Raw genomic sequence first — 12,389 nt, 5'->3', positions numbered from 1 at the left:
TGGAGCAAGAAATGGCCCAGGATAACCCGCTGCTGCAACCCTTCGAGCTGCTCGACTACACCCGCCTGGAGGTCGAGCACCTCGAACCTGCCTTTCGCCAGATCGCCGAAGACAACCGCCGTGAACTCCAGACGATTCTTGCCTCTGCGGCCACCTCCCCTACCTGGGACAACCTGGTCATGGCTATCGAGCGCCTCGACCTGCGTATCGAGGACCGTTTCAAGATGGTTGTTCCCTGTGCCCACCGGGACGACGGCTGGGCTGCAGCGGTCAATGATTGCCATGCCCATCTGAGCGCCTACCGGGATGAGAAAGAGGCCCATGCACCGTTGCTGCTCGAGGCCTATTCCCAGGTGGCCCGTGGTGACCTGGACGCCGAGCAGAAAGCGACCTTGGCCAGCATCCTGGAGGAACTTAGGCTTGCCGGTGCGGCCCTGCCGGAGCCCGAGCGCCAGCAGCTTGTTCGGACGCAGGAGGCCATCAGGGGACTGGAGGATACCTTCCTCGATAACCTGAGCGCGTCCAGGAAAGACGGGGTGTTGTTGATCACTGACCCAGGCGAACTTGCCGGTATTCCAGAACAGACCCTCGTCACCCTGGCGGATAAAGCGAGGACGGCGATGAGCGATGACGTTCCAGACGAAACGCTGGCCGCCATCACGGAAAATGGGCGCAAGGGTTGGCTGGTCACGCTCGACGACACCACGGTGACCGCCCTGCTGCAGCATGCCGACAATCGTTCGCTTCGGGAGACTGTCTACCGCAGAGGGTCGACCTTGGCCTCGGACCAAGCCGCCAAGACCGGCTGGGATAATGCGAAGGTCCTCCAGGCGCTGGTGCGCTTGAGGCACGAAAAGGCCCAATTATTGGGCTTCGAGAATGCCATGGCGTTGAGCCTGCAGAGCAAGTCCGCCCAGACGGTGGATGAGGTGGAGGCGTTTCTTGGCACGCTCACCGAGCATGCCAGACCGGCGTTGAAACAGGAGGCCATCGCTTTGATCCATCTGGCTGAAACACAAGGTATGGGGAGGTTGCAGCCTTGGGACCAGGCCTACCTTGCCAGCCGCCTGCATGACCGCGAGGCGCAGGGCCCCGAGCAGGACATGCTCGCCTACTTCCCCTTGCCAGGCGTGCTCGCGTCATTGCAGGCATGGGCGGCGCGGCTGTTCGGCATCACGCTGGAAGACCAGGGCAACGTGGCGTGGCATCCGGACGTCCAGTTGTGGAAGGTCACCCAGGCAGGTAGCACGTTGGGGTACATCTACATCGATGCCTTCGCGCGCCCGGGCAAGCCGGACTGGGCGTTTGCCTTTCCAATGAGGAGCCGGCACGAAGACCCGGGAACGGGGACCACGCTGCCGGTCGTAGCGCTGTCCTGTGCTTATCCCAGGCATGAAGACAACCAGCCGACCCTGCTGGGCCACCTTGACCTGTGCAAGCTCTTCCATGAGTTCGGACACTGTCTGCACCAGGTGCTGATGGGCAACGCCCAGCGACGGCTTAACTCGACCGAGCACCTTGGCAAGGATGCCTCGGAGTTCGTGGGCAAGGTGCTGGAGCAATGGTGCTGGAGCCCTCAGACCCTGCAACGTCTCTCCAGGCATTTCGAGCACGGCGGGCAGGCTTCGCTGGAGAAGGTCGAGCGATGGCTGCGGGCAAAGCGCAAGCAGCAATTGCAGACCCTGGCCAAGGAGCTGCGCCTGGCGCTGTTCGACGTCCTGTTGCACCAGGCCGCCGATACACCCATCGACGTGCGGAAAATCGCCGGGCTGGCGAGCAGCCGGGTCATGGTATTGGCTGGCCAGGACGACGAACGATACCCGGAGGCCTTCGACTACCTGGTAACCGGTTATGACGCAAGCTACTACTGCTACCTGTGGGCCGAGGTCCATGCGTTGGATATCTTCGCGCGTTTCGAGGCGCAAGGCGTGGATGACGCCAGGCTCGGGCAGCGGTTGCGCGAGGAGATCCTGGCGCCGGGTGCCTTGCGTTCGATGAGCGCCTCGCTGGAGGCCTTCCTGGGCAGGCCGTTGTCGCACGAGGCCTACCGCGCGCGATACCTGGCGACGGCTGGCGCCTGACGGTACTGGAAACCCGACTAACTCCGAGATACTGTATATGGATACAGTATCTCGGAGTCCCATCATGAACCCAGCACCCTTGCGAGGACGCGGCACTGCCAGCAACCCGCACAACCGCTTCGCCCCGAGCCAGTCGGTGAAGGAGGACGATGGCTGGTACCAGGAAGTCCCGCCCACCCAGGGTACCGAGGTGCGGATCGAGACGGCCAAGAGCATCATCACCCGCAACACCTCGCCGGACCTGCCCTTCGACCGCTCCATCAATCCCTACCGGGGCTGCGAGCATGGCTGCATCTACTGCTACGCCCGCCCCAGCCATGCCTACTGGGACCTTTCCCCAGGCCTGGACTTCGAGACCAAGCTGATCGCCAAGACCAACGCGGCCGAATTGCTCGAGCAGCAATTGAGCAAGCCGGGCTACGTTTGCGCGCCGATCAACCTGGGTTCCAACACCGACCCCTACCAGCCCATCGAGCGCGAGCGGCAGCTGACCCGGCGCCTGCTCGAAGTGCTGCTACGTTTCCGCCATCCGGTGACCATCGTCACCAAGGGTGCATTGGTGCTGCGCGATCTGGACTTGCTGGCGGAGCTGGCGAGCCAGCGTCTGGCGCGGGTGATGATCAGCCTCACCACCCTCGATGACGAACTCAAGCGCATCCTCGAACCCCGGGCCGCGGCACCGAAGGCGCGGCTGCGGGCGATACGGGTCCTGCACGAGGCGGGCGTGCCGGTGGGGGTGCTGTGTTCGCCGATGATCCCGATGATCAACGACAGCGAGCTGGAGCACCTGCTGGAGGCGGCGAAGGCAGCGGGTGCGCAGAGTGCGGCCTACATGATGCTGCGCCTGCCGCTGGAGGTGGCGCCGTTGTTCGAGCAATGGCTGCACGACCATTACCCGCAGCGCGCCGCCCATGTGCTCAGCCTGATCCGCCAGAGCCGGGGCGGCGAGCTGTATGACAGCCGGTTCGGCACACGCATGCGTGGGGAAGGCGTTTTCGCCGAGTTGCTGGCGCAGCGGTTCGGCAAGGCCATGCGGCGGCTGGGGTTCGCAGGCCGCGAGGCGCAGGCGCTGGATTGCACGGCGTTCTGCCCGCCGAACGGGCAACTGAAGTTGTTCTGATGCCATCCCCAGCCGCACTAATGGCAGCTGTTATTTTCGCTCATGGGTATTGGCGATTGATGTTTTTTTGCTATTATCGAGCACCCGCCTGTATCAGCTAGAACGCCCGTTCTAGAGCCTCCGAATTCAGTTTCAGTTAAGTTTTCCCCGGTAGCGTAGGAAATCAGTCCACAGAGACTGTGATCAATGGCCTGTGCGCGTCATCTAAACCCTGCATAGCCAGAATCTTTAACCGGTAAGATGGAATTTGCCTACAAACCGTCAAGAGGATGAATCATGCCCGTCAAGGACCCCTCCAAGGCCGTCCCGGCTGCACCCGCCGAAAGTGCCGATGCTGCCCTGAAGCATATCGTCGACGGCTTCCTGCGGTTTCATCACGATGTCTTTCCCGAGCAGCAGGAGCTGTTCAAGAAGCTCGCCACGGCACAAACGCCGCGCGCCATGTTCATCACCTGCGCCGACTCGCGCATCGTCCCCGAGCTGATCACCCAGAGCTCGCCGGGGGATCTGTTCGTGACCCGTAACGTCGGCAACGTCGTACCGCCCTACGGGCAGATGAACGGTGGCGTATCCACCGCCATCGAGTACGCGGTGATGGCCTTGGGCGTGCATCACATCATCGTCTGCGGCCATTCCGACTGTGGTGCCATGCGGGCGGTGCTCAACCCCCACGCGCTGGAGAAGATGCCGACGGTCAAGGCCTGGTTGCGTCATGCCGAGGTCGCGCGCACGGTGGTCGAGGACAACTGCTCCTGTGGCAGCGAGCACGAAAGCATGCAGGTGCTGACCAAGGAAAACGTCATCGCCCAGTTGCATCACCTGCGCACCCACCCTTCGGTCGCCTCGCGCCTGGCGGCCGGCCAGCTGTATATCCATGGTTGGGTCTACGACATCGAGACCAGTCGGATCGAAGCCTACGATGCCGCCAGCGACAGCTTCCTGCCGCTAGCCGCAGGCGAACCGATCCCCTGCGCTACACCGAGAGGCCGCTACTAGGCTCCACGCCTCAAGCGACCCGAACACCTCTGCATGACGTCCTGATCGCCGGCCGCACCCTCGTGGTGTGGTCCGGTTATCGGCTGCCTTGAATTCCCTGGATACCTTGCCGGCCTCGCTGGCGGCGCGCCCCTGCGCGCGATTCAGGGATCCCCGTGTCCCGGCCAGAGGAATGGCCGTGCAACTGAAAGTAAGGAGCTTCATGGTGAACAAGACACAGATCAAAGCGGCCCTGCCGCGCGAATTGCTGGCCTCGGTCGTGGTCTTTCTGGTGGCCCTGCCCCTGTGCATGGGTATCGCGATCGCCTCGGGCATGCCGCCGGCCAAAGGGCTGATCACTGGCATCATCGGTGGCATCGTGGTCGGTTTCCTGGCCGGTTCGCCGCTGCAGGTCAGCGGCCCGGCCGCCGGCCTGGCGGTGCTGGTGTTCGAGCTGGTGCGCCAACATGGCATGGCCATGCTCGGGCCGATCCTCCTGCTGGCAGGGTTGCTGCAACTGCTGGCCGGGCGCTTGCGCCTGGGCTGCTGGTTCCGCGTCACCGCGCCGGCTGTGGTCTACGGCATGCTCGCCGGTATCGGCGTGCTGATCGTGCTGTCCCAGGTGCATGTGATGTTCGACACCGCGCCGCAGCCCTCTGGCGTCGAAAACCTGCTGGGCTTTCCCGCCACGCTGGCCTCGGCATTGCCCCAGGAGAGCGCCGGCAGCGGCTGGCAGGCCGGTGCGCTGGGGCTGGGGACCATCGCCCTGATGTGGGGCTGGGAGCGCTGGCGGCCCCAGCGCCTGCGTTTCTTGCCGGGTGCCCTGCTCGGCGTGGCGGCGATGACGGCCATCAGCCTGTGGCTGGCGCTGCCGGTGAAGCGGGTGCAGGTACCGGCCGACCTGTCCGAGGCCATCGATTGGTTGCGCCCGCATGACTTGCTCGCGCTGGCCGACCCGACCCTGCTGGTGGCCGCCCTGGCCCTGGCGTTCATCGCCAGCGCCGAGACCCTGCTGTCCGCCGCCGCGGTCGACCGCATGCACAGCGGCCAGCGCTCGGACTTCGACCGTGAACTGTCGGCGCAAGGTGTAGGCAACATGCTCTGCGGCTTACTGGGCGCACTGCCGATGACCGGGGTGATCGTGCGCAGCTCGGCCAACGTCCAGGCCGGGGCGCAGACACGCTGGTCGGCGATCTTCCATGGCGTGTGGCTGCTGGCCTTCGTGGTGGCCTTGAGCAGCGTCTTGCAGCAGATTCCGGTGGCGAGCCTGGCTGGCGTGCTGGTCTATACCGGCGTGAAGCTGGTGGATTTCAAAGCGTTGCGCGGCCTTGGCCGCTACGGGCGCATGCCGATGTTCACCTATGCCGCCACCGCCTTGGCGATCATCTTCACCGACCTGCTCACCGGTGTACTCCTAGGTTTCGCCCTGACGCTACTGAAGCTGGCGCTCAAGGCCGCGCGACTGAAGATCAACCTGGTCCACCTCGACCGCCCGGGGCACATGGAGCTGCGCCTGAGCGGGGCGGCGACCTTCCTCAAGGTCCCTGCCCTGACCCAGGTACTCGACAGCGTGCCGCCCGGCACCACGTTGCATGTCCCGCTGGCCAACCTGACCTACATCGACCATTCCTGCCTGGAATTGCTCGAGGATTGGGGCAAGGCCAGCCAGGCCAGCGGTTGCAGCCTGCGTATCGAGCAGCGTGGCCTCAAGCGCAGGATCGAAGGGCGCTTGCGCAGCGCTGCGGGCGCCTGACCTCAGGCGTCCACTTCCTTCATCTGCGGCGCACCCGGCCAGGTACCGGTCAGGTTGACGACCCGGGTGCCGCCGAGCCACTCGGTGGCAGGCGTGTTCCAGGTGAGCGCCTGGCGGGTGTTCTTGCCGAGGTTGATGAACTCGGCGACGAGTGTCATCCGGGTGGCTGTCAGCGGGATATCGCTGAAGCTGGCGGAGCTGCCGCCGACGATGGTCCGGGTGTCTTCGACCGGGCCATTGGGGGTTTCGTACGACAAGGTGACCCGGGTGGTGTAGGTGGTGAAGGCCGAGGCCTTGCTGTCGACCACCAGGCTCAACACACCCATCTTGCGGATCCAGTTGGGCACCAGCACCCTGCTGCCGGCGAAGGATGCGAAGCCATAGGCGACGGGCAGCGGCTCGCTGGCCACCTCGCCGCTTCCTGCCGGCAAGGTGTGCGACTCGATCGCGCTGCTGTCGCTGGTGACGATGAAGCTGGCGTTGCCCTTGCCGGAGATGCCGTCCTCGCCGAGCAACCTGTTCAGGCCGCTGGCGCTGCCGGCGAGGGAGAACCGGGCGTTGCGTTTCTTGGCGCCGGCATTGACGCCGCTCTGGGCATAGACCACCGTGGTCACCACGCCGAAGCCTTCGGAAATGCCGGCGGCGGTGGCCATGTTCACCCGCCTGGCGTGATCCAGCAGCCAGTCGTAGCTGTCGTGCAGCAGCGTGAGGTTGCTGAGGCTGCGTTCACCGCTGAGGGCGAACTCCGAGGCGATGGATTCCTCGCGGTCGAAGCTCCATTCGATGGCGGCATCCGGCTGCACCTGGGCGCCGGTGGCCGGGTCGTAGACCATTCCCGCCACGCTCGTCTTGACTTCGCGGCGCTGTACGCCGCTCGAGCTGATCTGCCACTTGCGGCCCTGCTGGCTGCTCGATACTTCTGCGCCGGGCAATTGTTCGCAGACGAGCCTGAAGTCACCCGAGGCCGGGTCGACGATGCCGACCGCGCCTGGCTGGATGTTGGGGTTCAGGGCCCAGTTGCCCCAGAGCGTCGGCCGGCTGCCGCGCAGCAGGTCGGTATAGATTCGATTCCACTGGATCGTCATTGTCATCACCTGTTCGATGGGTCGGGGCCGCCCTTGCGGCGGCCGGATGACAGTAGCGATCGGGTACGAGGGGCAGCAGCGGGACGCCTTTCCCAGCCGCCTCGGTGCGTCAGGAGGGTTGCAGGGCAAGGTCCACGTTCAGTTGCCGCGACAGGCACGGCCAGCGTTTCCAGGCTTCGCCGGTCGCGGGGCTGCACAGGGTCTCGCGGTAGGTCTCCACCGACTCCACGGCAAAGCTCTCGTCGTCGAGCAACTCGTCCACCGAGTGGTGCACCACCTCGTCCAGCTGGTTGGCGAAGGTCTCGCCGATCAACTGATGGGCGATCAGGTTGGCCACGGTGGTATCGAGGGGGATCAGCGGTTGCTGGAAATGACGGATGTACAGGTCATTGACCTCTTCGACCAGGCGATGGGCCAGGTAGGCCTCGTCCAGCAGGCAGTCGAGGCCGACATGCCCTTGCATGACGCTCGGAGGCTGGAGGAAATAGGCTTCGGCGATCTTCAGCACCGGCTTGATCTGCGACTCGATGCCGGCCTCGCGGGCCACTGCGTGCGCAGCTTCCAGCAACTCCGGGACCTGGTCGATATAGGCGCTGACGAAACGCGTCAAGGTACCCTGGGCATCCTGCTCCGGCAGTCGGATCGACGGATGCAGGTGGGGCAGTTGCTGCTCGAGGCGTACTTTCAATTGGCCGGTCTGGCTTTCATGTTGATGGGCTTGGCTGATCTGCTCGCGTACAGCGGCGATGTTCATGACAACTCCAGGGACAAGGCGTTACAAACGGAAGACACTAAGTTAGCTTGCTTACGAGAATGCCTAAGACGCATTTGTTATAACCGGAAGACACGCCTGCATAAGCAGTTATATCAATGTGCCATCATTGTGCCCCGAGCCGTTGAGCACGGGGTTTACAGGCGATCCGGCGGAATCATGAAGTTCATTTCATGGCCTTCGTTGCGTGCCATTGGTCGGTGTCTATACTCCGGTTGAACGTGATTCGTTGATGAGGCCCGACTGCTGTCGCAGGGGCTCGGTCGTCGAAGTAGGCAGTCTTGGCCGCCGTCCCCCCTTGCCGTAGGTCCACGCCTCCGGGACAACAAGAACGATAAGGGGAACCCGCAATGATGCGACATCCACATGTCTGGATGGGCCTCCTGTTGTGGTTGGGATTCGGTCAGGCGCACGCTGCCTGGACCGTGAACATGGCTCCGGGGGCCACGGAAGTCTCCAGCGCCGTGTTCGACCTGCACATGACCATCTTCTGGATCTGTGTGGTCATCGGCATCGTGGTGTTCGGCGCGATGTTCTGGTCGATGGTCATCCACCGTCGCTCCACCGGCCAGGAGCCTGCTCACTTCCACGAGCACACCTGGGTGGAGATCCTCTGGACCATCGTCCCCTTCCTGATCCTCGTGGCCATGGCCATCCCGGCCACCAAGACACTGATCGACATCTACGACGCCAGCGACTCGGACATCGACATCCAGGTCACCGGCTATCAATGGAAATGGCACTACAAGTACCTGGGCCAGGACGTGGAGTTCTTCAGCAACATCGCCACCCCCGCCGAGCAGATCCGCAACCAGGCGCCCAAGGGCGAGCACTACCTGCTGGAAGTCGACCAGCCGCTGGTCTTGCCGGTCGGGGCCAAGGTGCGCTTTCTGGTGACTGCCGCCGATGTCATCCACTCCTGGTGGGTGCCGGCCTTCGCGGTCAAGCGCGACGCCATTCCCGGCTTCGTCAACGAAGCCTGGACGCGCATCGAGAAACCCGGCATCTACCGCGGCCAGTGCACCGAGCTGTGCGGCAAGGACCATGGCTTCATGCCGGTGGTGGTCGAGGTCAAGTCGCAGGCCGACTACGACACCTGGCTCGGCGAGCGCAAGGCCGAGGCGGCCAAGCTCAAGGAGCTGACCAGCAAGGAGTGGACCCTGGAGGAGCTGGTCGAGCGTGGCGACAAGGTCTACCACACCGCCTGCGTGGCCTGTCACCAGGCCGAGGGCCAGGGCCTGCCGCCGATGTTCCCGGCACTCAAGGGCTCGAAGATCGCCACTGGCCCCAAGGAAGACCACCTGGGCATCGTGTTCCACGGCAAGCCTGGCACTGCCATGGCCGCGTTCGGCAAGCAGCTCTCGGAAGTCGACATCGCCGCCGTGGTCACCTACGAGCGCAATGCCTGGGGCAACAACAAGAGCGATATGGTCACGCCGAAGGATGTGCTGGCGCTCAAGCAGGCAGAAGGCCAATGAGCCGGGTCGACGGGTGTTCCCGCAACAGCCACCGGATTGCAGGAGACAGGACATGAGTGCAGTGATCGACGACCACGCCCAAGGCCATGAGCATGCCCACGGCCCGGCCAAGGGCCTGATGCGCTGGGTGCTGACCACCAACCACAAGGACATCGGCACGATGTACCTGTGGTTCAGCTTCGCCATGTTCCTGCTCGGCGGCTCGTTCGCCATGGTGATCCGCGCCGAGCTGTTCCAGCCCGGCCTGCAGATCGTGGAACCTGAGTTCTTCAACCAGATGACCACCATGCATGGCCTGATCATGGTGTTCGGGGCAGTGATGCCGGCATTCGTGGGCCTGGCCAACTGGATGATCCCGCTGATGATCGGCGCGCCGGACATGGCCTTGCCACGGATGAACAACTTCAGCTTCTGGCTGCTGCCGGCGGCTTTCCTGCTGTTGGTCTCGACCTTGTTCAGCGCCGGCGGCGGGCCGAATTTCGGCTGGACCTTCTACGCTCCGCTGTCGACCACCTACGCGCCGGCCAGCGTGACCTTCTTCATCTTCGCCATCCACCTGATGGGCATCAGCTCGATCATGGGCGCGATCAACGTGATCGCCACCGTGCTCAACCTGCGTGCGCCAGGCATGACCCTGATGAAGATGCCGCTGTTCGTCTGGACCTGGCTGATCACCGCGTTCCTGCTCATCGCGGTGATGCCGGTGCTGGCCGGCGTGGTGACCATGATGCTGATGGACATCCACTTCGGCACCAGCTTCTTCAGCGCCGCCGGCGGTGGTGACCCGGTGCTGTTCCAGCATGTGTTCTGGTTCTTCGGCCACCCCGAGGTGTACATCATGATCCTGCCGGCCTTCGGCGCGGTCAGTTCGATCATCCCGGCGTTCTCGCGCAAGCCGCTGTTCGGCTACACCTCCATGGTCTATGCCACCGGGGCGATCGCCTTCCTGTCGTTCATCGTCTGGGCCCACCACATGTTCGTGGTCGGCATCCCGGTGGTGGGCGAGCTGTTCTTCATGTACGCCACCATGCTGATCGCCGTGCCTACCGGGGTGAAGGTGTTCAACTGGGTCAGCACCATGTGGCAGGGTGCGCTGACCTTCGAGGCGCCGATGCTGTTCGCCGTGGCCTTCGTCATCCTGTTCACCATCGGCGGCTTCTCCGGGCTGATGCTGGCCATCGCGCCGGCGGACTTCCAGTACCACGACACCTACTTCGTCGTCGCCCACTTCCACTATGTGCTGGTGCCCGGGGCGATCTTCGGCATCTTCGCCTCGGCCTACTACTGGCTGCCGAAGTGGACCGGGCACATGTACGACGAAACCTTGGCCAAACTGCACTTCTGGCTGTCGTTCATCGGTATGAACATGGCGTTCTTCCCCATGCACTTCGTGGGCCTGGCCGGCATGCCGCGACGGATCCCGGACTACAACCTGCAGTTCGCCGATTTCAACATGGTCTCGTCGATTGGCGCCTTCACCTTCGGTGCCACGCAGTTCCTGTTCCTGTTCATCGTCATCAAGTGCATCCGCGGCGGCGCGCCGGCACCGGCCAAGCCCTGGGATGGCGCCGACGGGCTGGAGTGGACGGTGCCTTCGCCGGCGCCCTACCACACCTTCCAGACGCCGCCGGACGTGAAGTAGGAGGTCGAACATGGAAGGCCTGTCGCTCAAACGCCTGGTCACGCGCCTGCTGATGCTGACGGTGGTGATGTTCGCCTTCGGCTTCGCCCTGGTGCCGATCTACGACGTCATGTGCCAGGCCTTCGGCATCAACGGCAAGACCGGCGGGCAGTACCAGGGCAGCCAGGTCAGCGACCCGACGCGCACCGTGCGGGTGCAGTTCATGTCGACCAATGCCAGCGACATGGTCTGGGAGTTCCATTCCACCGCCGACCAGCTCGAGGTCAACCCGGGGGCGGTCAACCAGATGGTCTTCGTCGCCCGTAACCCGACCGATCGGCCCATGAGTGCCCAGGCCATCCCCAGCATCACCCCGGCCGAGGCCGCGGCGTACTTCCACAAGACCGAGTGCTTCTGTTTCACCCAGCAGGTGCTGCAACCCGGCGAGCGCATCGAGATGCCGGTGCGTTTCATCGTCGACCGCGACCTGCCGGCCAACGTGAAGCACCTGACACTGGCCTACACCTTGTTCGATATCACCGCTCGCCACCCGCCGGTCGCCCATGTCGCGGCCCAGGACGTCCAGGGCGCCCGTTAAGGGAAGGAGAACAACAATGGCAAGTCACGAGCACTACTACGTCCCGGCGCAGAGCAAGTGGCCGATCATCGCCACGATCGGCCTGCTCATCACGGTGTTCGGCCTGGGCACCTGGTTCAACGACCTCAAGGCCGGCCACGAGGCGTCCCATGGGCCGTGGATCTTCTTCGTCGGCGCGCTGTTCTTGGCCTACATGCTGTTCGGCTGGTTCGGCGCGGTGGTCAAGGAGAGCCGTGCGGGGTTGTACAGTGCGCAGATGGACCGCTCGTTCCGCTGGGGCATGAGCTGGTTCATCTTCTCCGAGGTGATGTTCTTCCTGGCCTTCTTCGGCGCGCTGTTCTACGTGCGGGTGCTGGCCGGGCCCTGGCTCGGCGGCGAGGGCGACAAGGGCGTCTCGCAGATGCTCTGGCCCGGCTTCGAGTTCGCCTGGCCGCTGCTCAACACACCGGACCCGAAGCTGTTCCCGCCACCCAAGGACATCATCGACCCCTGGCACCTGCCACTGATCAACACCATCCTGCTGGTCAGCTCCAGCGTGACCATCACCATCGCCCACCATGCCCTGCGCAAGGGGCATCGTGGCCCACTGAAGCTGTGGCTGGGGCTGACCATCCTGCTCGGGCTGTCGTTCCTGGCGTTGCAGGCCTACGAGTACTACGAGGCCTATGCCCACCTGGGGCTGACCTTGGGTTCGGGGATCTACGGCGCGACCTTCTTCATGCTCACGGGCTTTCACGGCGCCCACGTGACCTTGGGCTCCTTGATATTGATCGTGATGCTCGTGCGTGTGCTGCGCGGGCATTTCAACCCCGACAAGCACTTCGGTTTCGAGGCGGCCAGCTGGTACTGGCACTTCGTCGATGTGGTCTGGGTCGGGTTGTTCATCTTCGTGTATGTGCTGTAGCA

10 protein-coding genes are annotated in these 12,389 nt (G+C 63.9%); 8 read left to right on the top strand and 2 right to left on the bottom strand.

Features of this window, described 5'->3' with window-relative positions:
• Nucleotides 1-11 precede the first annotated feature (11 nt).
• The 4 genes from ABFA30_RS04255 to ABFA30_RS04240 all read left to right on the top strand — a co-directional run bounded on the left by ABFA30_RS04255 (nucleotide 12) and on the right by ABFA30_RS04240 (nucleotide 5,929).
• Nucleotides 12-2,081, top strand: a complete 2,070-nt coding sequence (locus tag ABFA30_RS04255) for a M3 family metallopeptidase (RefSeq protein ID WP_410045179.1) — start codon at nucleotides 12-14, stop codon at nucleotides 2,079-2,081.
• 61 nt (nucleotides 2,082-2,142) lie between these two features.
• On the top strand, nucleotides 2,143-3,201 hold the full coding sequence (locus ABFA30_RS04250; protein WP_225790031.1) for a PA0069 family radical SAM protein: 1,059 nt from the start codon (nucleotides 2,143-2,145) through the stop codon (nucleotides 3,199-3,201).
• 276 nt (nucleotides 3,202-3,477) lie between these two features.
• Complete coding sequence (locus ABFA30_RS04245) at nucleotides 3,478-4,197, top strand: carbonic anhydrase (RefSeq protein ID WP_410045178.1); 720 nt, start codon at nucleotides 3,478-3,480, stop codon at nucleotides 4,195-4,197.
• Nucleotides 4,198-4,399: 202 nt separating this feature from the next.
• The gene (locus ABFA30_RS04240; RefSeq protein WP_368816102.1) at nucleotides 4,400-5,929 is read left to right on the top strand and encodes a SulP family inorganic anion transporter; all 1,530 of its coding nucleotides are present in this window, start codon (nucleotides 4,400-4,402) and stop codon (nucleotides 5,927-5,929) included.
• Nucleotides 5,930-5,931: 2 nt separating this feature from the next.
• Here ABFA30_RS04240 and ABFA30_RS04235 read toward each other — a convergent pair whose 3' ends face one another.
• A complete protein-coding gene (locus ABFA30_RS04235; RefSeq protein WP_410045177.1) occupies nucleotides 5,932-7,020 on the bottom strand; it encodes a hypothetical protein in 1,089 nt (362 codons plus the stop codon).
• Nucleotides 7,021-7,123: 103 nt separating this feature from the next.
• Nucleotides 7,124-7,768, bottom strand: coding sequence for a hypothetical protein (locus tag ABFA30_RS04230; protein WP_225789972.1), 645 nt, complete (start codon nucleotides 7,766-7,768; stop codon nucleotides 7,124-7,126).
• Between the two features lie 368 nt (nucleotides 7,769-8,136).
• Here ABFA30_RS04230 and coxB point away from each other — a divergent pair, with 368 nt between their 5' ends.
• From coxB to ABFA30_RS04210, 4 genes are read left to right on the top strand one after another with little or no spacing between them, the layout of a single operon-like run.
• Nucleotides 8,137-9,264, top strand: a complete 1,128-nt coding sequence (gene coxB, locus ABFA30_RS04225; RefSeq protein WP_410045176.1) for a cytochrome c oxidase subunit II — start codon at nucleotides 8,137-8,139, stop codon at nucleotides 9,262-9,264.
• 52 nt (nucleotides 9,265-9,316) lie between these two features.
• The gene (gene ctaD, locus ABFA30_RS04220; protein ID WP_225789974.1) at nucleotides 9,317-10,906 is read left to right on the top strand and encodes a cytochrome c oxidase subunit I; all 1,590 of its coding nucleotides are present in this window, start codon (nucleotides 9,317-9,319) and stop codon (nucleotides 10,904-10,906) included.
• A gap of 10 nt (nucleotides 10,907-10,916) precedes the next feature.
• The gene (locus ABFA30_RS04215) at nucleotides 10,917-11,483 is read left to right on the top strand and encodes a cytochrome c oxidase assembly protein (RefSeq protein ID WP_225789975.1); all 567 of its coding nucleotides are present in this window, start codon (nucleotides 10,917-10,919) and stop codon (nucleotides 11,481-11,483) included.
• Nucleotides 11,484-11,499: 16 nt separating this feature from the next.
• Nucleotides 11,500-12,387 (top strand): cytochrome c oxidase subunit 3, encoded by an 888-nt coding sequence (locus ABFA30_RS04210; protein ID WP_225789976.1) that lies wholly within the window; start codon nucleotides 11,500-11,502, stop codon nucleotides 12,385-12,387.
• Nucleotides 12,388-12,389: the final 2 nt, after the last annotated feature.

The organism is Pseudomonas sp. HLMP (assembly GCF_046365545.1).
In the GTDB taxonomy this organism is placed as follows: domain Bacteria; phylum Pseudomonadota; class Gammaproteobacteria; order Pseudomonadales; family Pseudomonadaceae; genus Aquipseudomonas; species Aquipseudomonas guariconensis_B.
The sequence above is the reverse complement of the archived record's forward strand: the minus strand, read 5'-3'. Positions and strand labels throughout refer to the sequence as shown.

Coding starts and splice junctions, on each gene's coding strand:
- ABFA30_RS04215 (WP_225789975.1), top strand. CDS start 10,917: ATGGAAGGCCTGTCGCTCAAACGCCTGGTCACGCGCCTGCTGATGCTG.
- ABFA30_RS04210 (WP_225789976.1), top strand. CDS start 11,500: ATGGCAAGTCACGAGCACTACTACGTCCCGGCGCAGAGCAAGTGGCCG.
- ABFA30_RS04255 (WP_410045179.1), top strand. CDS start 12: ATGGCCCAGGATAACCCGCTGCTGCAACCCTTCGAGCTGCTCGACTAC.
- coxB (WP_410045176.1), top strand. CDS start 8,137: ATGATGCGACATCCACATGTCTGGATGGGCCTCCTGTTGTGGTTGGGA.
- ABFA30_RS04230 (WP_225789972.1), bottom strand. CDS start 7,768: ATGAACATCGCCGCTGTACGCGAGCAGATCAGCCAAGCCCATCAACAT.
- ABFA30_RS04235 (WP_410045177.1), bottom strand. CDS start 7,020: ATGACAATGACGATCCAGTGGAATCGAATCTATACCGACCTGCTGCGC.
- ABFA30_RS04240 (WP_368816102.1), top strand. CDS start 4,400: ATGGTGAACAAGACACAGATCAAAGCGGCCCTGCCGCGCGAATTGCTG.
- ctaD (WP_225789974.1), top strand. CDS start 9,317: ATGAGTGCAGTGATCGACGACCACGCCCAAGGCCATGAGCATGCCCAC.
- ABFA30_RS04245 (WP_410045178.1), top strand. CDS start 3,478: ATGCCCGTCAAGGACCCCTCCAAGGCCGTCCCGGCTGCACCCGCCGAA.